Origin of the sequence: Oribacterium asaccharolyticum ACB7 (genome assembly GCF_000238075.1) — a bacterium.
GTDB classification, from domain to species: Bacteria; Bacillota; Clostridia; order Lachnospirales; family Lachnospiraceae; genus Oribacterium; species Oribacterium asaccharolyticum.
In genome coordinates, this window is record NZ_JH414505.1 from 1 (window position 1) to 24,080 (window position 24,080).

The following is a 24,080-nucleotide window of genomic DNA, read 5'->3' on the forward strand; positions in this document are numbered from 1 at the left end:
GTGCAATATTCCCCACTGCTGCCTCCCGTAGGAGTTTGGGCCGTGTCTCAGTCCCAATGTGGCCGGTCATCCTCTCAGATCGGCTACTGATCGTTGCTTTGGTAGGCTTTTACCCTGCCAACTGGCTAATCAGACGCGGGTCCATCTTATGGCGATAAATCTTTTCACACTCTGCCATGCGGCAATGTGTGCTTATGCGGTATTAGCAGTGATTTCTCTCTGTTATCCCCCTCCATAAGGCAGGTTACCCACGTGTTACTCACCCGTCCGCCACTAGATAACGCATCTTCCGGCCGAAGCTTTCCGATACGCATCTCGTTCGACTTGCATGTGTTAGGCACGCCGCCAGCGTTCATCCTGAGCCAGGATCGAACTCTCATAATAAGTTAAGAGATTACTCTCTTTAAGTTCTTTCTCCGGTCAAAACTTAGCTTAGCTTTTGTTTTTTCCTTCTTTTACTTCTGGTTTATTAAACCGTTCGTGTAAGTTTCGTTTGAAACATTACTGAAAATTCTTTAGAATCTTCAGGGTCTGTGTATTATTCGATCTTTGATTTTCAAGGTACTGTTTTGCAAAAAGTTTGCCGGTTCATCTTGGCTAAAGCCTTGATTTTCCTCAGTTTCTTTTTGCTTTTTACTGTCTTACTTTTTGCGACAGCTTGTGTATTCTAGCATTAGGAAAATGCACTGTCAAGCAGATTTTTTTATTTTTCCCTAATTATTTTAAAAATTTACTAATCTTAGTTATAAGGAATTCTCTTTCAGTTTTAAGAATATTTTCATTCCTTTATCCATCTAAAGAACTCCGCAAGCTCCTTTTTCTCCCCATATCTCGCCTGAAGTTCCTCTTTTCCAACCGTTTTAAAGCAATCCTCAGTAAAAGCAGGCACTACGGTACAGCCGTATAAGGCATATTCTCCTCCGGGGCAGAGGCAGGCTCCCTGAATAACATTTACAGGCACCGTGTATTGCAAAACTTGTCCGGAAGCAAGGTCCGGACCAAGTGTTACTGTCTCAATTGAGCCGTCTTCATACAATAAATATAAGGTGAAAGGGTCCCCTTCCAAAAAGTGCCAAATTTCTTCGTGGCTAAGTATATGAAAATCGGAATAGCTCCTCGGTTCTTTACAATATAGTCCGTACATGGTGGAAACCGGCATTTTCCCATCCGCATTGCGATTCGGTGAATGATAGCATTCGGAATAGAAGGTATGTTCTCCCTCGAGAAGCTTCATCGCATAGTGACGAATCAAAAATTCCTTTCGTTTTCGTTTCTCTGTCCGCAAGGCACTTAAATAACACATCTCGCAGACTTTTTCATTTTCATATGCTTCGGAAACCTTCGCCATAGCAGAAACATTTCCCTCTGACAAAGCCTTATAAAAATCGGCGAACATCTCTCTGAAGCAGTCGGAATAGCCGGGCTGCATGCCGAGATTTAACTCTCTAGTACTTCCTTTTTCCGTAGAAATCCATAACTTGTCCGCCCTGTCATTATCCCAGCCGAGCCTTCCCTTTTCACAAATAAAATGCAAATCCATGTGATTCAGCTTTCCGAAACTCACCTCGGACAGACTGATGGAAGCCTGCGTTCCGCCCTGCATTTCCAAACGAAGAATTGCGGTATCCTCATTTTGCATCGGAACGGGAAGACGTCCTTCTCCCTTTTCCTCCCACAGCATCCCGGACTTATCCCGATAAAGTTCCTCTTTTCTGTTTCGAAAAACAGCATCCACCTCAGTCACCGAATCCTTTATAATAAACTGCAAGAGATCAAAGATATGGGAACCGATTTCCGATACGGCACGAAGATGATTCCCTCCTTCCGCATCGAAACGCCAGGAATAAGGCAGTGGCGGGATATGGAATTCCTGCTCATAACTGCCGTGGACCAACAGAACGTTCCCCAGGCTTCCCCCTTGTATGATTTCGCGCATCTTTTGTACCGCGGGATAAAATCGGTTATGGAAACAAACTCCGAAGGGCGTCTTTGATTCTGCAACAAGCTTTACAAGCTCTTCCCCCTCTTTCAAATCAAGGCAGAGCGGTTTCTCACAAATGACGGCAAGCTTCCCGGTTTCCGTTTTCCGATTCTTTTCCAGAAAATACTTTACTATCGCATAGTGTGTGTTCGGCGGTGTACAGATATGTACCGCATCAAGACTATCCAAAGGAATATCCCGATAGTCTTGATACTCCCTCGGAATCCCCCATTTCTTTGCAAACGCCTCCAAGGCTTCCGGTATATTGCCACAGGCTGCAACAATTTCATGCCCGCACGCCTTTAAAGCTCCGGCATGCACCTCCGCGATAAATCCCGTTCCTATAATTCCTACTCTCATTTTATCTCCCAATCGCTTTACTTTTTCAGTTCCTGCATACGACGATTTGCTTTCTCATAGATTTCTTCCGGACTTTCCCCTATAAAATATTTGCCTCGCTCATAAAGAATCTTTCCATTCACCATCGTCAGCGCCACATTTTGCTTGCTTCCGCTGTAAACAATATTCTTTACAATAGAATTAACGGGCTGCATATTGGGCTGATGAAGATCCAATACGAAAAGGTCCGCCAGCTTCCCTTCGGAAAGACAGTCTGCATCCTTCAGCCCCATACATCGTGCACCATTCACGCAAGCCATCTTTAAAACCTCTTCCGCGGAAACCACGCTCGCATCTTCCTCTCGAAGCTTCGCAAGGCCGGTAACAAGAAACATTTCCCTAAACATATCCAGGCAATTGTTGCTTGCCGCTCCATCCGTCCCGATGGCCATCGGAATGCCTTTCTTTAAAATCTCCGCTGTACGGGGCACTCCGCTGGCAAGCTTGGTATTGGAGCCCGGATTCGTTACCACAGTCATTCCGCGTTTTTTAAAAATATCCAAATCCGCATCACTCATATAGACACAGTGGTACCCTCCTCCGCCATAGTCCAGCATTCCAAGAGAATCCATCAGGGCCGTCGGGGTCATACCGTATCGCTCCATGCAGCCGTCTACCTCTCCCTTCGTTTCCGAATTATGAGTAAATACGGGCGCCTTAAATTCCTGTGCCATCCGGGCGATTCCTTCGAGGAGTTCCTTCGAAGTCGTATATTCTGCATGGAAGCCAAGCTGATAGGAAACCAGCGGATGATAGGCATTGAACTTCTGATAAGCTTCCCGCATTTCTTCCAGAGAAAAGTTAAAATTGCTTAAACCGGAAAGTAAAACCGTTCGAAACCCGGTATCCACCGCAAGGCGCGCCATCACTTCCGGATGAAAATACATATCAAAGCAGGATGTTATCCCGGAACTTAAATACTCCAGAATCGCGAGCTTTGAAAAGAGATAAATGTCTTCTCCCGTGAGCTTCGCTTCCATCGGAAAAACCTGTTTCTGCAGCCAGTCAAGGAGTGGCAGGTCATCCGCATAAGAACGCAAGAAAGTCATTGCGGAATGCGTGTGGGCATTCTTAAAGCCCGGAAGAATCAGATTTCCATGCAAATCCACTTCCCGTTCAAAAGGAACGGCACTCTCCTTTCTTTCCGGTCCGATATAGCTGATTCTCTCCCGATCCGTCCACAACTCCCCTTCCATGATATCCATATTCTCCCGCATAGGCAGGATTCTAGCATTGTAAAAACGAATACTCATCGCCGCACCTTTCTTGTTTCTCCCTCTTTTCTATGTTTTTCGCCGTTTCGCTCTTTCCGTTTCGCTCTTTTCTCTTTCCTTTTTTCTCTTACCTCTTTCCCTTATCGTAAGTCTCCCCCAAAGCTCTCGGAGCCCTGTTGAACTTGGAGAAGAAAATCAAAAGCAATAAGGTTAAAATATACGGCAGTGTCATCGCAAGATCCGAATAGCTGCTCGGCATCTGCATCTTCTGTACCAGATAATAACCTCCAGAACGAGCGAAGCCGAACAGCAGACAGGAAGCCAGGGTCGGTAGAATCGTCCAGTTTCCGAAAATCATGGCCGCAATGGATAAATATCCGTAACCTACAAAAATACTGAAAGAAAAGCTTCCGGAAATGGAATAGGCAAAACAGATGCCGGCAAGTCCGGACAGTGCACCGGAGAACATGACGGCAATCGTCCTGATCTTGGAAACACTTTCTCCGGCCGCATCCACCGCATGCGGATTGTCTCCGCAGGCACGGAGGTTCATGCCGTAGCGCGTTTGGTACAAGATATACCAACAGACGAAAGCAATCAAAATAATCAAGACTTCAAAAGGATAAATATCCTTGAAAAAAGCCCCTAAAACCGGAATAGAGGAAAGTCCCGGAACCGTAAATTTATCGGACACGCCCAATACAAACTTATCGGATGCCGCATGAAACAAGCCCTTGTTTAAGGCCTTTGTTAAATAGGCCGTGAGAGACATTGCCAGAATATTTAAAACCACACCGCTGATGACCTGGTTTGCCTTCATCCGGATACAAAGCAGGGCATGAAGCAGGGAATACAAAGCCCCACCGAGGATGGCAAAAAAGATTGCCGCATAAAATTGAGAGGATGAATTGCCGATTCCGAGATTCATCATCAGCACTACCGCAAGCGCTCCGGTAAAAGCCCCCATACCCTGGAAGCCCTCCAAGGCCAGGTTGGTGATGCCGCTTTTTTCACTGTAAATTCCTCCTACAGCCATGATGAACAGAGGCAAGGAAAAGGACAGTCCGTCGATAATGATTCTTTCCATTATTGTTTTCCTCCTTCCTGCACTTCTTCAGGCCTGTTTTTTTCCTGCATTTCCAGCTTCTCTTTATTCACAAGATACTTAATATACGCATTGCATGCCGAGAAAAGAAGAATGATTCCCGTAATAACCGAAGCAATTTCCGATTCCAGTCCGGAGGCGGAATTCATATAGGTGCTTCCCTTACTTAAGATAGTAATGAAGAAGGAGAAGAAAATGATGCCGATAGGATTGCTGTTTCCAAGAAGGGCTACCGCTACGGAATCAAAGCCCATACTCGGCAGGACTCTGGGTTGAATGGAGCCGAAGTATCCCAGATAGTAGCTAACCCCGGCAAGACCCGCCAATGCACCGGAAAGCGCCATCGTCAGAACCAGATTCTTTCCTACCGGAATTCCCGCATAGCGGGAAGCCTTTCTGCTGAATCCCACGCTCTTGATTTCAAAGCCGAAACAGGTTCTGTCCAGCATGAATTGAATCAAAAAGGCTACAAGAAGAGCTAAAACAATGGCCAGCGGAATATCGATTTTGAGATTTCCCACCAAGGTGTCCATGAGCGTAAGCCTGGATGCCGCTGAGACCGGTCTCGACTGTCTGGAAGTAGGATTGACAAAATAGGTATTGATAAAAAAAGCAATAACATATTGGGAGATGTAATTCACCATAATGGTCGACACTACCTCATTGATATTAAAACGGTACTTGAGTATCCCCACAAAGGCGCCGAGTGCCAAGCCGACCAGAATCCCGATTAAGATGACCAAAGGCTTGGCCACTACGGACGGAAGGTTACTGTAGCCGACAAATACGGAGCTGACAAAACCCGCCGTAAGCATTTGTCCTGCCACACCGATATTGAAAAGTCCCGCACGTAAGGCAACGGCAACCGCCAGGGAGGCAAAAATCATCGGGGTCCAGGCATTCAGGAAGCTGCAAAAATCCGTAAGAATATTCTTGTATCCCGCATAGCTCTCCTTCGGTAAAATGCCCGAGCCCTGTAAAAGATTCATATAGGCAACCAGCGGATTTTTCCCCTGCAAAAGAATGATGAGCGCTCCGGCAATCAGACTCAGCACAATGGCAAAAACGGGAATCGTGACATTCTGTGTTTTTTCCTGCCCGAGGAGCGTAACTAAGAGGTGTTTACTCTTTGCTTTATTATTTCTCATGTTTAACCCCCATCATAAATTCACCTACCTGATTTGTGCTAAGCTCCTTCGCATCCGCAATCTTCTGGATTTCCCCGTTATAAATAACCCCGATGGTATCTGCACAGTTCATAATTTCATCGAGTTCCAGGGAAATCAGGAGAATGGCCTTACCCGCATCTCTCTCCGCAATAATTTGCTTATGAATATTTTCAATCGCTCCGATATCGAGTCCTCTTGTCGGCTGAACGAAAATCATCAAAGCGGAATTCAATTCAATTTCTCTTCCGATAATGGCCTTCTGCTGGTTTCCTCCGCTCATGGAACGTACGATAGTCTGACAGCCCTGCCCGGAACGAATATCGTACTTTTTAATCAGCTCTTCTCCGTTTGCGCGAATCTCCTTAGCCCGTAAAATCCCCTTCCGGGAAAAACGGGCATTGTTATAGGTTTTTAAAACCAGGTTGTTTTCCAGGGAAAAGTCCATAACAAGCCCTACATCCTGTCGATTTTCCGGAATATAGGAAATTCCGTCCAAACATCTCTTTCGGATACTTTCACCGGATATGTCTTTTCCGTTTAAAATGACCTTTCCGTCGGCAATCTTCATAAGGCCTGCAATCGCATCCGCAATTTCAACCTGCCCGTTTCCGGCAACTCCGGCTATCGCAAAAACTTCTCCGCCACGTACCGAAAAGCTGACATTTTTCACCACGGAGAAGCCGTCCCGATTCTTCACCGTAAGATTCTGTACTTCCAAAACTGTATTGCCAAACTTCGGCTCCGCTTTCTCCACGGTAAAATTCACCTCACGACCTACCATGAGGTTTGCCATTGTCTTTGTGCTGGTTTCGGCAACATCCAAAACATCGATGAGTTTTCCTCTGTTTAAAATAGCACAGCGGTCTGCAACCTGCTTAATTTCTTCCAGCTTATGGGTAATCAGGATAATTGTTTTCCCCTTATCCCTAAGCCCCCGAATAATCTCCAAAAGGAAGCTGATTTCCTGCGGTGTGAGTACCGCGGTCGGCTCATCAAAAATCAGGATTTCCGCCTCACGATAAAGCATTTTCAAAATCTCTACACGTTGTTGCACGGAAATGCCCACATTTTCAATGATATCCTTGGGATTGACTTCCAGTCCGTATCTTTCGGAAAGCTGAGCAACCTTCTGCTCCGCCTTCTTCACATCTACATACGGAAGAAACCCGAGCCTCTTATCCCTTGAAGGCAAGCCCAGGATGATATTCTCCGTAATACTGTAATTCTCCACCAGTTTAAAATGCTGATGCACCATACCGATATTCAGCTTGGTTGCATAGCTCGGAGAACTGATCTCTTCCTTTTTCCCCCGAATCCAAATCTCCCCTTCATCCGGCTCATACATCCCGAAGAGCATACTCATAAGGGTGGATTTTCCGGCACCGTTTTCTCCCAGAAGGGCAAATATTTCTCCCTTTTTAATGCTTAAAGACACATCATCGTTTGCCACAATTCCGGGAAAGCGCTTGGTGATATGTTTCATCTCAACAATATATTCGGACATGCTGTTTCCTCTCTAAGCAGAACTGTCCGGCAGAATTTTCCCGCCGGACAGCCACAAAACTACTGTATTCTGTTTACTTTAAGCCTGTAAAATTATCCGGTGTCATGTTGTTAAAGTTCGCAGCAGGAACAATCTCCCCGCTCTGCACCTTCTTATACACATCAGCAAGTTTCTCCAGTGTCTCTGCGGAAAGCTGCTGTCTTCCGTCAGCACTTACATAGCCGGTAGAATCGGTATCTGCACCGAGAAGCGCATTTTCGCCCTTGAAGCTTCCGTCCAGAACCTTTTCCAGCTGCTTCTCCACGTTGGAATGCATTACCTTCAGAACAGAGGTCAGGATAATGTTCTTGTCTCCGTTTGCTCCGTCATCGTACTGGTCAACGTCGCAACCGATAACCTGTGCATTCCCCGCTTCCTTCACCGCGGTAAATACACCGTTTCCGGAACCGCCGGCCGCTACAAGCATGATATCAACGCCCTTATCGAGAAGTGCCTTTCCTACAACCTTTCCGGTAGCCTCATCGGAGAAGTTTCCGATATAGTTTCCGCCAACATTTGCATTGGTTACATCGGTTCCTGCATAAGAAGGAATCTCCACATACTCAGCCTTCGCATCATACTTTGCCTTCGCATAGTTTACACCGGACATAAAGCCGTACTGGTAGTTTACGTTCGAGGGATAAGCGATACCGTTTACTACGGCAACCTTTCCGCTCTTTGTCTCAAGTGCCGCAGCGATACCGGCAAAGAATCCGCTCTCCTGCTCCTTAAACTGCATAGCGTAAACATTGTCCAGAGAAACTTCCTTCCCGTCCGCATCTACAGGATATGAATCCACTAAGATAAACTTCGTATTGGGATTATCCTTCGCAACGGTTCCGATTCCGGCGAACTGGAAACCGCAGCATACCAAAACATCATAATCCGCAACGATGTCGTTTACCGCCTGCATAACAGCCGCAGTATCCCCGGTTTCTTCACGAACGGGAGTAACCGTAGCATCCGGATGCTTCTCAATGAAGCTTAAGATACCGTTGTAGTTATCCTGGTTGAAGCTTCCGTCATCGACTCCGGAAGGACTGGAAACGATGGCAATTTTTAAGCCTTTTTTCGCTTCATCCGTCTTGCCTGCATCCGCCTTTTCTTCCGCCGCAGCTGTTGTAGCACTCTCACCGGCAGCAGCAGTCGTGGACTTTGCAGCGCCGGAAGCACCGCAGCCTGCCAAAAGGGAAGCGGCAAGCACAACGCCTGTAATCACGTTCCATGTTTTCTTCATAATGCATTCCTCTCCTTATAAAACAAGTTTCGCACGTTTTTTGTGCAAGTTTTTATATTGAGTATCGCAGGAAAGTCCCTGCCTTCCTGCGCTATCTCCGAATTTCGAACGATACTTCCGTTCCCTGTTAGCCCTCCGCTCTTTCCGGGAAAGCCGCCTTCAGAGATTCCGTAAAAGGCGCCCGTAAAATTCCTCTTTCCGTAATAATTGCGGTAATCAGACTGTGATCTGTCACATCAAAGGCCGGATTATAGCATTTTACCGAAGGAAGAGCCATCGGTTTCTCGTAGAACTTACATTTAATTTCCTCCGGATTTCGCTCTTCAATGACAATATCTTCTCCTGTTTTACAGCTGAAGTCAATGGTGGAACTCGGGCCTAAAACATAGAAAGGAATTCCGTAATACTTCGCCAGAATCGCCACTCCGCTGGTTCCGATTTTATTTGCCGCGTCTCCGTTAGCAGCAATGCGGTCGCAGCCCACGAGGCAGGCCTGTACCTTTCCGCTCTTCATGACAATACTTGCCATGTTATCACAGATTAAGGTCACATCGATTCCGCCTTGGTCCAGCTCATAAGAAGTCAGTCTTGCCCCTTGCAGAAGAGGCCGTGTCTCATCGGAAAAGACATGGAAGTTCACGCCTCTTTCCTTTCCGAGGAAAAGAGGACCCAGTGCTGTTCCATACTTGGAAGTCGCAAGGGGGCCGGCATTACAATGGGTGAGAATCCCGTCTCCATCCTTTAACAGGGAAAGGCCGTACTCGGAAATTGCCTTACACATAGCGGCATCCTCCGCCTGAATCAACTTGCATTCCTCTCTTAAAAGAGCCAGAATTTCCTTCGGCAAGGAAGAAATATGCGCTTCAACCACAGACTCCATCCTCTTTAATGCCCAGCTTAAATTTACGGCTGTCGGACGGGAGGAATTCAAATATTCCGCATCTTCTTTAAACTTCTTATAAAAAGCCTCTCCCGAATCCGCCTTAATCTTCCGTGCCAAAACGTAGATGCCGTAAGCTGCACAAATCCCGATAGCGGGAGCTCCGCGTACCTTCAATTCAAAAATAGCATCATAAAGAGCCTTCGCATCTCCGAGTTCAAGAAACTCCTTCTTTCCGGGAAGCTGTGTCTGATCCACAATGATGACAGCCGTCTCCTCTTCGTTCAAACGAACATTCTCGATGCCGGAAAGTAATTCCGCAATTTCTTCTTCCTTAAGCCTTCCCTGATCCATTTCTTCTTCCGTCTCCCTTCTTCTATTCCTATACTTAAGACCAAACAGGTCGCTATAAGCCGTTTCTTCCCGGTCATGCTCCATCACAGCCGCAATTACTCCCTACCTATCCTGAGAATCGCCTCAGTAACAAGCTTTTTGAAGAGAGGTGCCACACGGTTTGCAACCACCTTCACATCCTCGTCGCTCAAGGGTTCTTCGGAAAGCCCTGCGCCCAGGTTGGAAATACAAGAAATCCCGCAAATCCGCATACCGCAGTGTCTTCCCGCAACCGCCTCACAGGCTGTACTCATTCCCACCGCATCGGCTCCGAGAATATGCGCCATCCTGACTTCAGCCGGTGTCTCAAAGCTGGGACCGCTAAACTGCATATATACACCCTCTCTAAGGGAAATCCCGAGGTCCTTTGCACAGGCAAAAATTTCCTTCCGAAGTGCCTCGTCATAAACCTCCGACATATCCGGGAAACGAACACCCAGTTCCTCCGCATTGGCTCCAATCAAAGGATTCGGAACAGAGTAGAGAATATGGTCCGTAAGAAGCATGAAGTCTCCCGCCTGATAGGCAGGGTTCGCAGAGCCGCAGGCGTTGGTCAGGAAGAGGATTTCCGCTCCCATAAGGTGCATCAGACGTTCCGGAAGAACCACCTCTTCTATGGAATACCCCTCATAAAAGTGTACTCTTCCCTGCATAATGACTACCGGCACGATGCCGATATGGCCAAAAACAAATCTTCCCTTGTGTCCGCTTACCGTCGATACCGGAAAATCCGTAATCTCATGATAATCGATGCTTGCCTCGATTTCGATTCTTTCCGCATAATCTCCCAGCCCCGAACCGAGTACCAGCGCCAGACGCGGGCGAAAAGGAATCTTATCCTCAATACTTTTATAACAACGCTGCAATCTCTCGTAAACCTTTGTCATCTCTTCCCCGCTTTCTCTATTGGTAATCTTCTCCCGTCAGATAATTGAAGAAGGCCGTATTCACATAACGCTTCTCCGGATTTACGGAAAGCCCTTCATGAAGAGCACTAAGCTTCTTCACAACTTCATCCTTTGCCTCCACCGTCGTAAAGGGATGGATGGAATATTCTCCATTTGTCACAACACAGTCATAAATCTCATGATAATCCTCTTTCGGCATATCTTCTCTGACCGTGCTGTAGAGTGGTTGCCACCAGGAACCGTAGATTAAGCCCTTCATATCCGCATTTTCCGAATTCTTCTTGGCAAATTCCTTAATCACCTTGTCAAATGCCATAAGGTCTTCTTTATCCGCAAATTCCAGTTTTAAATCATATTCCACTGCATAAACCAGATACAGCTCGTCACTGAATTTCTTTACTTCATAGGTCGGTGTCGGATCCGGAACGGGGCCCCAGTCCAATAAATACTGATAAATGCTGATTTTCGGCTCCAGCTGAACCCGTGCATTGATATTTTCACTATCCAAAAGGCCGATAAGCTGCTGGGCATGAAGGATATCGGAATGACCGTACTGTAAAGTCAACTCCGGTAAAAATCGCGCATCATACGCTGCGGATTTCAACCCGTACCCCGTCGTAATCTTCTGTTCTACCGCCTCTTTTCCAACTTCGGAAAGAGTCGGGTCATCGAAGAGTTGGAAAGCGCTCCATTCCTTCTCGAGCTTTCCGAATATATCCGGATCACTCGCAAGGCCCAAATAATTTCTGCCTTTTCCCAACGCATCCGCAACCTTCATTAAAAGAGCATCCAGCGCCGCCTTATCCGGTTTTTCCTTCTTGATGCACTGTACCGCTTCCTCCGGTGTAATTAAATCCACGTCCAAAGCGCAAGCAACAGGAGAAAGATTCTCTCCTTCCCCTTCTATCCCGTACTGTTTCAGTCTCTCTTTCGCCTTCTCCGCATTGTAGGTTAAAGCAAGTTCCTCATATCCCGCAGCCTGAACTGCCGCAGATACCGCATTATCCCAGCTAAGCTCCGTTCCCAAGTCCGCATCCTTTTCCGAAATAGCCTTTAAAGCTTCGGAAAATGCCTTTGCGTCCGCTTCTTCCGGAAGACTTACAGCAAAGTAAGTCTTTAGATACGCGTCTGTCTTCTCCGGTGTATCCTTAAATTCCTCTTCTCCCTTGCGCTTTGCCGCATTCTCGTCGAGAGGCTTTTCTTCCGCCGCTTTACTTTCCGCCTGTGCCGTCGTCTCCGCTTCTTCTTTCGCGGACTCCGTCACTTTTGCAGTCGTCTCTCCTGTCTGCTTTCCTCCCCCGCTTCCGCAAGAAGCGAGCGTCACTGCCACTGCAATTGATAACACCGTAGAACCTACAAGACTTTTCTTCATCTTTCCCTCCACTTTGTTCTTCCTACAACGCATCGGACTTTCCATATTAAAACATATGACTCTATAGTACCCGAACTGGTAAGTTTTAATCAAGAACCTTGTAAGATATTTTTTTTGTATTTTTCTACATACTTTATACTTTGATAACGCTTAAATTCTTCGTTCTATTGCAAATGCCAGAGTTTTGTTTTATACTTTTTTCTATGCTTCCGTAGCTTAAGGGATAGAGCCCCGGCCTCCGACGCCGGTAGTGGCGGTTCGAGTCCGTTCGGAAGCATTTTTGTTGCCTATTTTTCAAAAACACAACGTTAAAAGCCCACTGCATTCTTTTCGGAAGCACGCTCTCGCTCGGCTCCGGCCTAACGGCGGTTCGAGTCCGTTCGGAAGAAGATTTTATCGTCTATTTCCCAAAAATATAACGTTTAAAGCCCATTGTATTCTTTTCGAAAGCACGCTCTCGCTCGGCTCCGGCCTAACGGTACTAAGCATCAAACTTCGCTTTGCTCGTTTTCTGCAAGTACCGAGGCCTCCGAACGGCTTTCTCAAAGAATACAATGGGCTTTTAAACTCCGGTATATTAATTATTCAAATATATAAATCAGAATCTTCTTCCAATCGAACTCTCACTGTCCCGTTTTCGGGATATTTCTTTTTTTAGAAAATTCTTTTCTAAATGGAACTTCATAGTCCTATCATCCGGGATATTTTATTGAAAAGATCCTAGCAAATGGACGCTATGCTCTATCGGCAAATTATTATCCAACTTGTTAGTAGTTAATGACATCCGGCTTTTCGGCCTCTCTTCCGGGGAAGTGGAAGCCGGGGATGAGCTGATCCCAGCGGTCAATGCCAATGACTGCTCTTGCAAAGTCGGCGATGCCTTCCGTTGCACTAGAATTGTCAATCCACTTAAAGACTTCGTGTGCAGGCTTCGGTACCAGCTTATGGTTCACGATGCTGGAAAGACCGAAAGCAAGTCCGTGCTTCGTTTCGTCTTCATTGTCTTCCTGACGACTCATGAGGTAAGCTGAAATGTACGGGTTGTTGTCTGCGATAAAGTAGGAATAGGCTACTGCGGCAGCCTGCTCCGTCGTTTTATCTTTCTTCCCCTGTGTACTTGTGAAGCCTTCCTCCGTGAGGAATATCTTACGCACCTCGCCCTTACGGTTTCGCATAGCGGGTAATTGCATAAAGTCCGTAATCACATGCAGGTTCTTAAAGTTGACGACCGGAGAATCGATGGTGTCATTGACCTTACCGGTCTTATCATCGTCCCAGAAATTTGGTGAAGTCATCGGATAAGGATAAGGGTGAAGCGCAAGACCGTAATCCATGTATCCCTCCGCAACCTCATAATTATGGAAGGCCAGCATGATATCCTTTCCCTTGTATTTTCCAACGGGAGCCGCCTCCGGGAACATATTCCAATAGTGGTCGATGGAGAACATAATGTTATCATTCGCCGAAACGGACTTCATCGCGGTATAGAACACGCGGAAGGCTCTCTGAAACCGTACCGTATAGGCAGACACATCGTAGTCTCCCATATAGTTCCAATACTGGTTGTTGATTTCATTTCCGACAACCCAGTTCGTAATCTTTCCGTGACCGTTCTTCCCGTTGTAACGCTTGGCGAGGAAAGAAGCCATCGCCTTTACTCCACGGAACCCTCCCTCGGACTCCACATTAAAGCCGTAGTAAACCGCCTGCTCCTTGGGGAGTTCCGTAACGCCCTTCGGATTCAACTCCGGAACAGTTTCATTCCAGGCATTAAGCAAAATGGCGGTAACCGCAACTCCGGAATCGCTCAGTCTCTTCACTTCCGCGTCCAACTGGTCAATCAGTTCTTTATTAATCTTATAGGTCTTATTTTCATAGGTATAAGAAATGCCATTTCCAAAGAAGCGCTGTGTCGGAATATCCACGCCGGCATGCTTAATATTTAAACTCAAAGCATCGTCCAGAATATTCGGGTCTACACGAAGCCCCTTCTTTCCGGGATTCAATGCCGGATCCTGATTTTCCGCAACAATCTCCGGGTTTTCAATATAGCGTCTGTCGGAAATCATCTCATAATGCCCATTTACCTTGACTGCCGGTACGAAAGCGCTGTAAAGTCGAAGCTCTCCCGGACCCGCGTGCAAAGTAAAGGTGAACTTCTGATCCTGCCCAATATTTCCCTTTGCCAGGAAATCCCTTCTTCCCGTCAAGTCATTCTGGTAAGGCTTAATTTCAAAAATATAAATGGAACCGTCGGTTCCCGTACTGTCTCCGCTACTGTCCACGGTAAGCGAAATGCTTTCCTTATCCGAGGTAATGTTTACATCATGTATTTTCCCCGTGACGGAATGCGCAAAGGCGGCAAAGGAAAATAATGCCGACATCGCTAACGCAGACAAAAAGCCGATACTTTTCTTCCCAAAAACTCTCATTTCTCTTTCCTCAAAAATCCTTTCTTCGGAACAAAGTCCCTTTGTTCTCTTAAACAAGATGTCCCAGGCTTCGCCTGCGCCACTTATTATGAATCAAAGCTTCTCCATCCTACGATTTTTAAGGAATAATTGCTAGCGGATTTCTCTTACAAGTTCTTACGGAATAGGGACGGGACAATTGCTACATAATATTTCTTTTAAAGATATTTTCATAGTTTCACTCCAAGAGATTTGTACAATGGAGATAGTTGATCTTTTATTGCAAGTGATATCTTTTCAATATCAAGCTTTGCAACCATTCCATTGCTCTTCATCCCTTTAATGTACATCTTATTTGCCAACTTGTATAAACGTTTTATCTTATCATAACCATTCCTTCCCGATATCTTCGTACCTTTTTTTAATCTTAAGAAAGACAAAATATTATCTAAGTCATACAAAAACCAATCTTCGATAGATTTCTTCGCTCTTACCAAAACAACATTACTCGCACCGGCTGAAATCAGATTATTCTTAACATCAGTCCAATTCACCGGTGGTTTTTGCTCCAATTCGAATACATCTGTATCGCTACAGAGTACAATCGTGAATTCATACCCATCATACTTCGGTTTTATCTCTTTTATAAATTTTCTGCAGACAATATTCTTAAATCCACCGATTCCATATACATTTTTACACTCTATCTTGGTATCAAACTTTTTGTCTTTTCGCTTTTCCCGAGCAAAGTTAATTACAGCTTTGTAAAATTCAACTTCTGTCTCTCCCTCAACAAACAATACAAGGCATTTACTCATTGGAATCACACTCCAAATAGGTGTTCAAGCTATCATCCGAATCCGAAAGGAGCGAGAATAAATAATCCCCCATACCCATATTAAATTGGGCTGCATCACTTTGCAGTTGCTTCTGACCTGATTTCTTGAAGGAATAAAATTCCGCTACGCCGGGATTTTTTTGCAAACCGACATGAATCCATGCAGGGTCTAGGTAACTAACAATATAGGGTGAATGGCTCGTTATGATAACTTTACAATCGTCCAATAACTGGTTAATAATTCTAATATACGCCTGGAAAAGTCCGGGATGTACCGAATTCTCAGGCTCCTCAATAGCAATTAAAGAGACATTACTTATGCCCGAAACAATTATTTTGGTAAGAATCATAAATACTCTTTTTGCGCCATCGGACATATATTCAAAATTAATAGTGTTAGATAAGTTACAATCCTTAACCAGCAAAACATAAATATACTTTGAAAACGCAAACGGAGCATCATCGGGAATTTGATCACCTGCTGTTCCATTAAGAGAAAATTGCTCAACAATCACATCTTCAATATATGGAAATAACTGAAGAAAAACTTCTTTTAATAATTCAAACTTGCTTGAATATTGAGTTTTTAGAAAAAAAATAATACGTGGAAGATTATCCGCATTAATCATTTCACTCTCCAGGCCTTTTCTTATGATGGGATCCGGCAGATAGAATGACCTCGGGTCAAGATTATCCTCCATATAAATCTTCATATTATTTAGTTTTTTTATAATTTCGTAGTAATATATTCCATCAAAAGCTCTCAATTTATTAACCACAAGCTCCGCAGGCTCAACATTAATTCTGGATGAGCATCTTCCTGTTTCAGAACTTTTATAAAAAGCACGAGAGTCCAAACGATTGATTAATTGCGTGAATTTCTTCCCATTATCATTTTCTTTAACCTTTAAATACTCAGCAACTATTTGAGGCTCTTTCTGCGCACTATCTCTCCAATTAAACTCAAATCCATATTTGACAATAAATTCTTGGGACTGTATCTCAGTAGAAACTTCCATCTCATATTTATAATTACGCCCCAACATTAATTTATTCAATGGAATAAGATTGGAATTTGCCATCATACTTTGTTTTTCTTCCAATCCCGCCTTAATAAAGGCAATACCAAAATCAATTGCAGATAGAACATTAGATTTTCCAAAATTATTAAGTGCAACAAGAGCTGTAATATTGTCAAATCTAATTTTTACATTTGATAAATTCTTAAATCCGTCAATGACAACTGCTTGCATTTTCATATAGATCATCCTTTCCTACAACGTATTAATATATTATTCCAGTTTTTTATGAAACGCAATAATTTTTTTCATTTTATACAAATTATTCAGATTTATTATTATATTATCTTTTAATACGAAATAAATTATTTCGTTTACTGTTTTCTCTTTGGTGCCATATCACAAAGAAAACCTGGCGAAATCCTCACTCATTCAGAACAGACAAAAAAAGGTGGCCATCTCATCTCATCACAGAGAATTCATGCCACCTTTCTTACACTATATTTTTGAATAATTATGCCTTTTTTAAGGTCATTTTTTTCTTTAATTCACGAACCGCATCACTTATTTGAAGATCGTATTGATCAAGGATTATCAAGTTCTTAAGCACATTTGTATAGTCAAAAGTATCAATGCAATCCCTATGTGTACGAATCACAATCATGTAAGAGCACCCCTTTGAACTACACGCTTTTTGAAGCTTTTCTACTGTTTCATCCAGATTTTCATATTCTCTTTGAACTCTGATAGCAACCGTTCCATCGTCAATATGTTCCTTCAAAAAACCATCAATTCCACTATTTCGCTGAACAGGAATACCATCTAAACTCTTAATGATTAACATACTTTGCTCATCAAGATTCCGGTATGCTTTCTTTCCTCTTTTCAAAAGAAATGACTCTGTTTTTATTACAGACTTTAGCCTGTCTTCTGTAAGTTTAAAAGCTTCTTCCGAGATATCAAAACCAATATATCTTCTATTTAGAAGCTTTGAAGCAACTAACGTTGTTCCGGAACCCATGAACGGATCCAACACTAAATCATTTTCATTTGTAACCAATTTTATTATCTGTTCCAAGAGAATGATTGGTTTTTGTGTCGGATACCCAACTCTTTCTTTTGCCTTAGGATTCAAATATGGTATTTCCCAAACATCAGAAAGTGGTACTCCTTTTTTTGCTTGCCCCATTACAACATCACCATTTGTATCTCTTTTATACTGTGATTTGCCATTCTTATCACGGGATCTTTCTTGTAGGATCTGATCCACATTCGTTGTTTCAGAATAATCTGTATATATCGTATTGAATTTAAAATCATCCGTTTTACTGTAGAAAAAAATAGTCTGATGATTATTTAACAATCCTTTCTTTGCATTAGACCATCTTTTATATGACCAAATAATCTCACTCTGAAAATGATCTTCTCCAAAAACTCTGTCTAGTAAAATTCTTATGTAATGTGATGCATTTCTATCACAATGAACAAAAATGCTGCCTGTTTCTTTCAGTACTCGCTGACATTCTCTTAGTCTGGCTTCGATATAATTAATATAATAACCTATATCCTTCCATGAGTCTGTAAATGAATATTCCTGTCCAGTCTTATCTAATAGCTTCTGAATGGTCTGCGTATAAAACGGAGGATCCACATAAACCAAGTCTACAGACTTATCTGCCAGCTCTTTCATCTTTTCTAAGCAATCCCCGCAATATACCATATTTGACTCCATCTTACCACTTTCCATTCCTCTCTAGTATATTTCTCAAATCTATCCCAGTATCATTTTTCAAGTATTCCCAAGCTTCCTTTCCGGAATAATACTCACCACCTACTGAATGATATAGCTCTTTTAAACCGGTTTGAATTCGAATTGACTGTTCTCTATTTGGTTCAAAAAACATAATCCTTATAGGTGTATACCCAGCATCTTTAATGATCTTAATCCGCTTCTTCTCCTTTTTAATATGATCTCCATCTGTTGTTGCATCCCTCCATTTAAGTTCAATCGCTCTGTTATCAATAAGATAATCTATTTCAATCATCTTCGGACTCTGATCAATAGTATTGGGAAGAAAAAATTTCCCTTGTGCATTTGGATATGCAATTTTAAAGCATTCAGTAGCTAGTTCTTCCATCAACGAACCAGCATACTTGTACAAATACCGTCCAACATTCTGCTGGTAATCAATCCGGTATCCTGCTTCATTCGTAAAACCAAGTACATTATATAAAATATAATGGTCATTATTATCTGACTGCATCTCAACTTCACGTTCTTTTATTTTTTTCTGCAGTCCCACACGATAACGTAAAATAATTTCAAAAAATTTATCTTTGTTATCCATTTTTTTACTCCCTTAATAATAATATCTTTGTTACTTATAGTCAACAATTATATTCCTTCAAAAAATTCCTCAAATGAACAATCAAGTGCAGTTACTATCTTTTCCAAACTTTTAAGCGAAATATTTCTTTTCCCTTGCTCAGCACCCGCTAAATAGGTTCTATCTATATCAGCTTTGAATGCCAGCTTTTCTTGACTTAATTTTTTCTCATTCCGAAGTGTTTTTATTCTTTTTCCAACTTTTTCTAAAATCACTGTTATACCCCCTCATTTACTATTGTCTATATTGATACTTATAAGTCAACAGTCTATGAGTAACACAATTTGTATTTGGTTGAAACTTTCTGATTCTAAATTTTACAAAAAAAGAACCCCCGATTTCTCGGGAGCCCTTTCTAAAATCCTAAATGGAATTACTCTACGTAATATGTTGTTCCACCTACAGTAACAGCAGTAGTGTGATCACCAGCATTAGATGTATAAAGCTTCTTCGCACTTGCATAGATAACTACACCATCATTATTTGTTACATAGTAGATATCATTGCTATCCTTAAGATTGAACTTCTTCTTCTGTACTGTTCCAGCAGTATTGATTAATACTAAATTATAGGAACTAATATTGAAATCAGGATCTCCATAGTAAAGAACAGCCTTGCTATTTACAGGCGCAATAGTCTCAGTAGCTGCTCCAGAAGCACCTGAAACCGGAACTACAGCATAGTTGGAATCATCGTTGTTAGCCTTGAGAACAATACCATTCTGAGCATACTTCTTAATCTTCTTTACATAGTCCTTAGCGGCCTTACCATTATTATTGAAGTACATCTGATAAGCATCATCATCAAAACCTACATTCTGGTAACCAGTCTTTCTGGATCCGTCCTTAGCATAGTCATCAGAGAAGAAGAAAATATCGTAACCGGTTAAGGAAAGATTAGCAAACTGCTCACCTGTCAAATCCTGATAACTATTATCATTGCCTGCATCATCAGAGAAATCTTTTCTTCCGTTATTAGCAGTTGCAGAAACCTGCAATCCCGAAATCATTCTTCCATTCTCATCAAAAGCGTAAACCTTACCCTTGATCTTCTTGATAGTATTCTTAGCGAGTTTTCCGCTACCATCTGCCCACCACCAGGAAGCACGATCATTCTCGTAGTCCTTCTCAAGGTATTCTTCGCTCGGAACAGCCCAAATCCACTGATTCTTTCTCGCTCCGCCATCACCGTTTACATAAACAGTACTACTGGAAGTTACAGCTTTAGCCGGTAAAAATACATTGTCAGAAGCCACCTGAACCTTACCAGCATTGGAGTAATCCTCAATCATACGTCCATCTTGACGGAAGTAGTAAGTCATACCGTTGATATTCTTCTTAGTATTCTTTGTAATCTTACCATTATCGTCAAGGTAGAACCATGCTGTGGTATCCTCGCCATTAACATTTACATTAAGCTGAACCCAACCGTGCTGAGCAGATCCATCATCATATCCACCATAGTAGTAGTTTGCTGTAGACCAAGCATCATCAGTGGGCTGCAGTGTTGAAGAATCCTTCTGAAGCCATCCATAGAGCATATAGCCTTCCTGATCGAAGACATACTTCTTACCATTGATAGTCTTAATATCAGAAATTGTGATGCCATCTTTTCTATCTCTGTAAGCCTTACCATCAGCACCGAAGTACATCCATCTGTGATCAGCATTGCTATCATCAGAAACAGCATCAAATGCTACCCACTGATTGGTAACCATAGCACCGTCCTGATTAACATAGTAGAAGTCTTCATTCTTCTGAACAACTTCGTTTGTAACCATGTTTCCGTCGGATCCAAGGTAGAACCAGTAATCTCCGGACTTTCTCCATTCATCAGCAATTGGGTTGCCATCGTTATCCAGATACTGCCAGTTTCCTGTTGTGTTGTTCCAGCCAGCAGCGAAGCTTACAGCTGATGCGCCGATAGCCAGTAAAGCTGTTGCAGATAAAGCTGCAACCAATTTTGTTTGCTTTCTCATAATTAATGCACTCTCCTTTTAAAATCATGGAATAATCCAAGTTGCGTGACGATTATAACCCCTTTTCTTAATCGATTCAAGTTTTTTATAAACAAAAGATAAAAATCTCCTGTTTTTAAGGGTTTATCCTCGTGACTTTCTCAATATAGCGTAAGTTACTTTATATGTCTATTACAAAGCGTAAACGAATTATTACGAAGTTCTTAAGATAAATATTAAGAGAAAACTAATAATTCTCCTCTTTTTTGTTCTTTGCCTTTGTAACGTAAATTCTGATTTCTCCTCATGGTTAAATTCTTTTTTAACTACAGTACCATCTGAGTTTATAACAATGTCTTTATAGGTCCCCCCGGACTACTTTAAACTATAGGATGGCTCGTTAGCATAATCAAATTATTTTTCGGTCACTATCTTTCCATCCGTGTTATTGATGATAAGAACATCCAGTCCGTTAGTATTACTTATATTCCATGAATATTTCAAACTTTCATCCTTTGAACTAGAGGAATATACCGCAAAACCCTCTACGGTCTTTTCTAGGATGAAGCCTTCCATTTCTTTTTCAGAATTGGAGAATATATATGTTTGAATTTTCTAATATATCTATGAAATATTTCTCCATATGCAAAGTATTTTTCTTGAAATTGTTTTCATAGTATGATTCAAAATCCCCATCATAATCGTAAAGTATCAAAGTACTTGGTGAATTCTTAATCCATAAGAATAAATCGTCAAACCTATTTTCATCTTTTATATCCTGATGCAAACAGTCTAATTGTAATTCATCCATTTCATTACTAAATATGTCGGAATATTGATCCTTTAACTGAATCGAAGCGCCCCATGAGTATTCATATGATGAATATCGCTAAAACAAAAATTATCATATCCATCTCTAAACCAATCTACCGTAATAGATGGATAGTCTTCTTGAAGCTTACGATAATATTCATTGAATTGTGATTTATAACTCTCATCAAAGCTTGACGCCGACGGAAGTGGCACTTTAATGAGATAAACTTCTATCCCTTTCTCAATACATAATTCAATGATTTTCCTATAATACATGTCAAAAAGAGGTTTTACATTAAACTCCGTATAATGAACCCCCTCAAAACTTCCTTCATAGTTTCCAACTGCAACATGTCTCCCTCTATGCAGATTGTCAAAATTACAAGCTGCTATATTCCCTTCTAAACGCTGATTTAAACTCGCATTAGTTAAAGACGTAATATACTTATTGGGTAAATATAGTTGATAGGATAAAAGTCTCAGTTCCGGATTGTCATCTATAATCGATAGTTCTTTAAATTTTTTAGCTTGCTGAAGCATCTCCCAATTCTGTTTAGGTGAAAATCTATGCGAATACAATGCTCTTGTCCAATAACAGTCCGCCATAGTGAAGTGAAAATCCATGAAGCTAATAAATGCATGCTTAGGTGCCTGATTATGATTTAGATAATCCTCCAGAATATAGTAATTTTCCATCGGAGATGAACCGCTTAATGACAAATTAACAGTCGGGCTTGACAATACCTCCGGCATATAAGCTGCACCGGCCACGGAATCTCCTAGAATAATCGTATCAATCCTGTTCTCCTATTTTTTTTTGCAAAAATCTTTATTCCATAGATAGTATGGTGCCTCCTCTACGGTGAATGCCATAAGATTAAATTTTGTGTAAAAAATCACTAAGAACAATGGAAATATAACTGCTCCACACTTATATAGAAGTTTTGTGATTTTCCTTATCCCATTCTCCTTAAAATTGAAAATAAATAAACTCTTGTCCCGTAATGTCTAATGAAAAAAGAATCAAAACAACCGCTCCCCAGTACACTGCATAGCGGAAAGCCAAATTCTGTGAAGATAACCATGAATAGAGATTTTTTCCTTTTTCCTTCATATAGCTTACCAACGCTAATATCAGAATAGAAAAAAGAAGAATATTCATATTTTTTGTGTCCAGGCCCATTTGATACAGTCCATCGTTTAATATGAGGCCTATATTGTCCAAATCTAAAGATTTTTTCAGAATATAGAAGGCCGAAGAAATTCTATCCGCTCTAAAAAATATCCATGCAATGTCCACAAGAATAAAAGTCTTTAAAATTCGTAATAGCTTCCAAGAGAATACCGTCGTATTAATCTTAAGTTTAGTTATTATCCGTTCCACATAAGGGGCAATAAAATCTTCCAACAACTGGTATGCTCCGTGAATAAATCCCCAAAAGACAAAGGTTAAACTAGCTCCGTGCCATAGTCCGCTTACCACAAAGGTAATCATAATGTTCCTATATTTTTTCCACGTAGAACATCTACTCCCTCTCAGAGGGATATAAAGGTAGTCTCTAAACCAGGTGCTCAGAGAAATATGCCATCTTCTCCAAAAGTCTTTAAGGAACAAGCAAAATAAGGCTCATGGAAATTCTCCATCAAGTCAAAACCCAATACCTTTGCCGCACCTTTTGCAATCGTGGAATATCCCATGAAATCACAATATATTTGTATAGCAAAAAGAATATTCGCAGTAATAAGTTGAAAGCCTTTATACTCCAGATATTTAGCATACACCGCATTAACCAGAACGGCGCTCCGATCCGCAATAACCATCTTTAAGAAATAGCCCCAAAGCATAATCAGAAGACCTTGTCTTACATTTTCATAGTTAAACTTTTTTGTATCGGCTAACTGTTTTAGTAGATTCTTTGATCTCTCGATAGGGCCTGCTACAAGTTGTGGGAAAAAGGAAACAAAGAGAGCATATTGCAAAAAATTCTTTTCCGCATAAATATCCCTCCGATAAACATCAATTAAATATCCCAATGCCTGAAAAATATAAAAAGAAATTCCGACCGGCAGAATCACATCTATTACCGGAATATGTAGATCTATATGAAGTCGAAATGCTACTGCTCGCATTAATCCAAGGATAAAATTACTATATTTAAAATAAAATATGATGAATAAGTTAAGTCCTACTGCAAAAATCAATGTGATTCTATAATAGAATGATTTACGAAGCGGATCGACTTTTTTTATTTTTTCTAATATCAATCCTCCTGCATACGTAATAAATGTAGAAGCTAATAATAGAAGTGCATATCTGGCACTCCAGCACATATAGAAAAAATAACTTGCGAGTAGCAAATATAAATTTTTTATTCTTTTAGGCAGAACGAAGTATCCCAGTACAACGATAGGAAAAAAAGTAAAAATTTAGCAGAATTGAAAAGCATAAAATCT

At 41.9% G+C, this 24,080-nt stretch carries 19 protein-coding genes, 1 tRNA gene and 1 rRNA gene; 1 reads left to right on the forward strand and 20 read right to left on the reverse strand.

Annotation, left to right across the window (positions count from 1 at the left end):
* The 10 genes from HMPREF9624_RS05075 to HMPREF9624_RS05120 form a co-directional block, all read right to left on the reverse strand.
* Positions 1 to 384: ribosomal RNA gene (locus tag HMPREF9624_RS05075) — 16S ribosomal RNA — on the reverse strand; the annotation flags it as partial.
* 394 nt (positions 385 to 778) lie between these two features.
* Positions 779 to 2,341 (reverse strand): cupin domain-containing protein, encoded by a 1,563-nt coding sequence (locus HMPREF9624_RS05080; protein WP_009536816.1) that lies wholly within the window; start codon positions 2,339 to 2,341, stop codon positions 779 to 781.
* 17 nt (positions 2,342 to 2,358) lie between these two features.
* The gene (locus HMPREF9624_RS05085) at positions 2,359 to 3,633 is read right to left on the reverse strand and encodes an amidohydrolase family protein (protein ID WP_009536817.1); all 1,275 of its coding nucleotides are present in this window, start codon (positions 3,631 to 3,633) and stop codon (positions 2,359 to 2,361) included.
* 88 nt (positions 3,634 to 3,721) lie between these two features.
* Positions 3,722 to 4,681 carry an ABC transporter permease gene (locus HMPREF9624_RS05090; RefSeq protein WP_009429347.1) on the reverse strand — a complete coding sequence of 320 codons (960 nt, stop codon included), beginning with the start codon at positions 4,679 to 4,681 and terminating at the stop codon, positions 3,722 to 3,724.
* Entirely contained in the window at positions 4,681 to 5,847 is a 1,167-nt protein-coding gene (locus HMPREF9624_RS05095) for an ABC transporter permease (RefSeq protein ID WP_009536818.1), read from the reverse strand. The genes HMPREF9624_RS05090 and HMPREF9624_RS05095 overlap by 1 nt, the downstream gene beginning before the upstream one ends.
* On the reverse strand, positions 5,837 to 7,372 hold the full coding sequence (locus HMPREF9624_RS05100; protein ID WP_009536819.1) for an ABC transporter ATP-binding protein: 1,536 nt from the start codon (positions 7,370 to 7,372) through the stop codon (positions 5,837 to 5,839). Before HMPREF9624_RS05100 ends, HMPREF9624_RS05095 begins: the two co-directional genes overlap by 11 nt.
* A gap of 73 nt (positions 7,373 to 7,445) precedes the next feature.
* Complete coding sequence (locus HMPREF9624_RS05105; RefSeq protein WP_009536820.1) at positions 7,446 to 8,648, reverse strand: BMP family lipoprotein; 1,203 nt, start codon at positions 8,646 to 8,648, stop codon at positions 7,446 to 7,448.
* Between the two features lie 127 nt (positions 8,649 to 8,775).
* Positions 8,776 to 9,882, reverse strand: coding sequence for an S-methyl-5-thioribose-1-phosphate isomerase (gene mtnA, locus HMPREF9624_RS05110; protein ID WP_036594939.1), 1,107 nt, complete (start codon positions 9,880 to 9,882; stop codon positions 8,776 to 8,778).
* Positions 9,883 to 9,977: 95 nt separating this feature from the next.
* The gene (locus tag HMPREF9624_RS05115) at positions 9,978 to 10,808 is read right to left on the reverse strand and encodes a purine-nucleoside phosphorylase (protein WP_009536822.1); all 831 of its coding nucleotides are present in this window, start codon (positions 10,806 to 10,808) and stop codon (positions 9,978 to 9,980) included.
* Between the two features lie 16 nt (positions 10,809 to 10,824).
* Entirely contained in the window at positions 10,825 to 12,201 is a 1,377-nt protein-coding gene (locus HMPREF9624_RS05120) for a hypothetical protein (RefSeq protein WP_009536823.1), read from the reverse strand.
* A gap of 205 nt (positions 12,202 to 12,406) precedes the next feature.
* Here HMPREF9624_RS05120 and HMPREF9624_RS05125 point away from each other — a divergent pair.
* Positions 12,407 to 12,478 (forward strand) — tRNA-Arg (locus HMPREF9624_RS05125).
* Positions 12,479 to 12,968: 490 nt separating this feature from the next.
* On the opposite strand, the gene HMPREF9624_RS05130 is transcribed toward HMPREF9624_RS05125, so the two are convergent.
* The 10 genes from HMPREF9624_RS05130 to HMPREF9624_RS12090 form a co-directional block, all read right to left on the reverse strand.
* Positions 12,969 to 14,633 carry a DUF5722 domain-containing protein gene (locus tag HMPREF9624_RS05130; RefSeq protein ID WP_009536824.1) on the reverse strand — a complete coding sequence of 555 codons (1,665 nt, stop codon included), beginning with the start codon at positions 14,631 to 14,633 and terminating at the stop codon, positions 12,969 to 12,971.
* A 209-nt stretch (positions 14,634 to 14,842) separates the two neighbouring features.
* Positions 14,843 to 15,430 (reverse strand): hypothetical protein, encoded by a 588-nt coding sequence (locus tag HMPREF9624_RS05135; protein WP_009536825.1) that lies wholly within the window; start codon positions 15,428 to 15,430, stop codon positions 14,843 to 14,845.
* Positions 15,423 to 16,709, reverse strand: coding sequence for an AAA family ATPase (locus HMPREF9624_RS05140; protein WP_009536826.1), 1,287 nt, complete (start codon positions 16,707 to 16,709; stop codon positions 15,423 to 15,425). The genes HMPREF9624_RS05135 and HMPREF9624_RS05140 overlap by 8 nt, the downstream gene beginning before the upstream one ends.
* Positions 16,710 to 16,983: 274 nt before the next feature.
* Entirely contained in the window at positions 16,984 to 18,216 is a 1,233-nt protein-coding gene (locus HMPREF9624_RS05145; protein ID WP_242822626.1) for a DNA-methyltransferase, read from the reverse strand.
* Positions 18,203 to 18,817 carry an ApaLI family restriction endonuclease gene (locus HMPREF9624_RS11405; RefSeq protein WP_009536828.1) on the reverse strand — a complete coding sequence of 205 codons (615 nt, stop codon included), beginning with the start codon at positions 18,815 to 18,817 and terminating at the stop codon, positions 18,203 to 18,205. Before HMPREF9624_RS11405 ends, HMPREF9624_RS05145 begins: the two co-directional genes overlap by 14 nt.
* Positions 18,818 to 18,864: 47 nt before the next feature.
* Positions 18,865 to 19,071 carry a helix-turn-helix domain-containing protein gene (locus tag HMPREF9624_RS05155; protein WP_009536829.1) on the reverse strand — a complete coding sequence of 69 codons (207 nt, stop codon included), beginning with the start codon at positions 19,069 to 19,071 and terminating at the stop codon, positions 18,865 to 18,867.
* Between the two features lie 158 nt (positions 19,072 to 19,229).
* Positions 19,230 to 20,834, reverse strand: a complete 1,605-nt coding sequence (locus HMPREF9624_RS05160) for a hypothetical protein (protein ID WP_009536830.1) — start codon at positions 20,832 to 20,834, stop codon at positions 19,230 to 19,232.
* An 822-nt stretch (positions 20,835 to 21,656) separates the two neighbouring features.
* On the reverse strand, positions 21,657 to 22,397 hold the full coding sequence (locus HMPREF9624_RS05170; RefSeq protein ID WP_009536831.1) for a hypothetical protein: 741 nt from the start codon (positions 22,395 to 22,397) through the stop codon (positions 21,657 to 21,659).
* 199 nt (positions 22,398 to 22,596) lie between these two features.
* Complete coding sequence (locus tag HMPREF9624_RS12085; protein WP_207635624.1) at positions 22,597 to 23,241, reverse strand: MBOAT family O-acyltransferase; 645 nt, start codon at positions 23,239 to 23,241, stop codon at positions 22,597 to 22,599.
* Positions 23,199 to 23,891 carry an MBOAT family O-acyltransferase gene (locus tag HMPREF9624_RS12090; protein ID WP_207635625.1) on the reverse strand — a complete coding sequence of 231 codons (693 nt, stop codon included), beginning with the start codon at positions 23,889 to 23,891 and terminating at the stop codon, positions 23,199 to 23,201. Before HMPREF9624_RS12090 ends, HMPREF9624_RS12085 begins: the two co-directional genes overlap by 43 nt.
* Positions 23,892 to 24,080 lie beyond the last annotated feature (189 nt).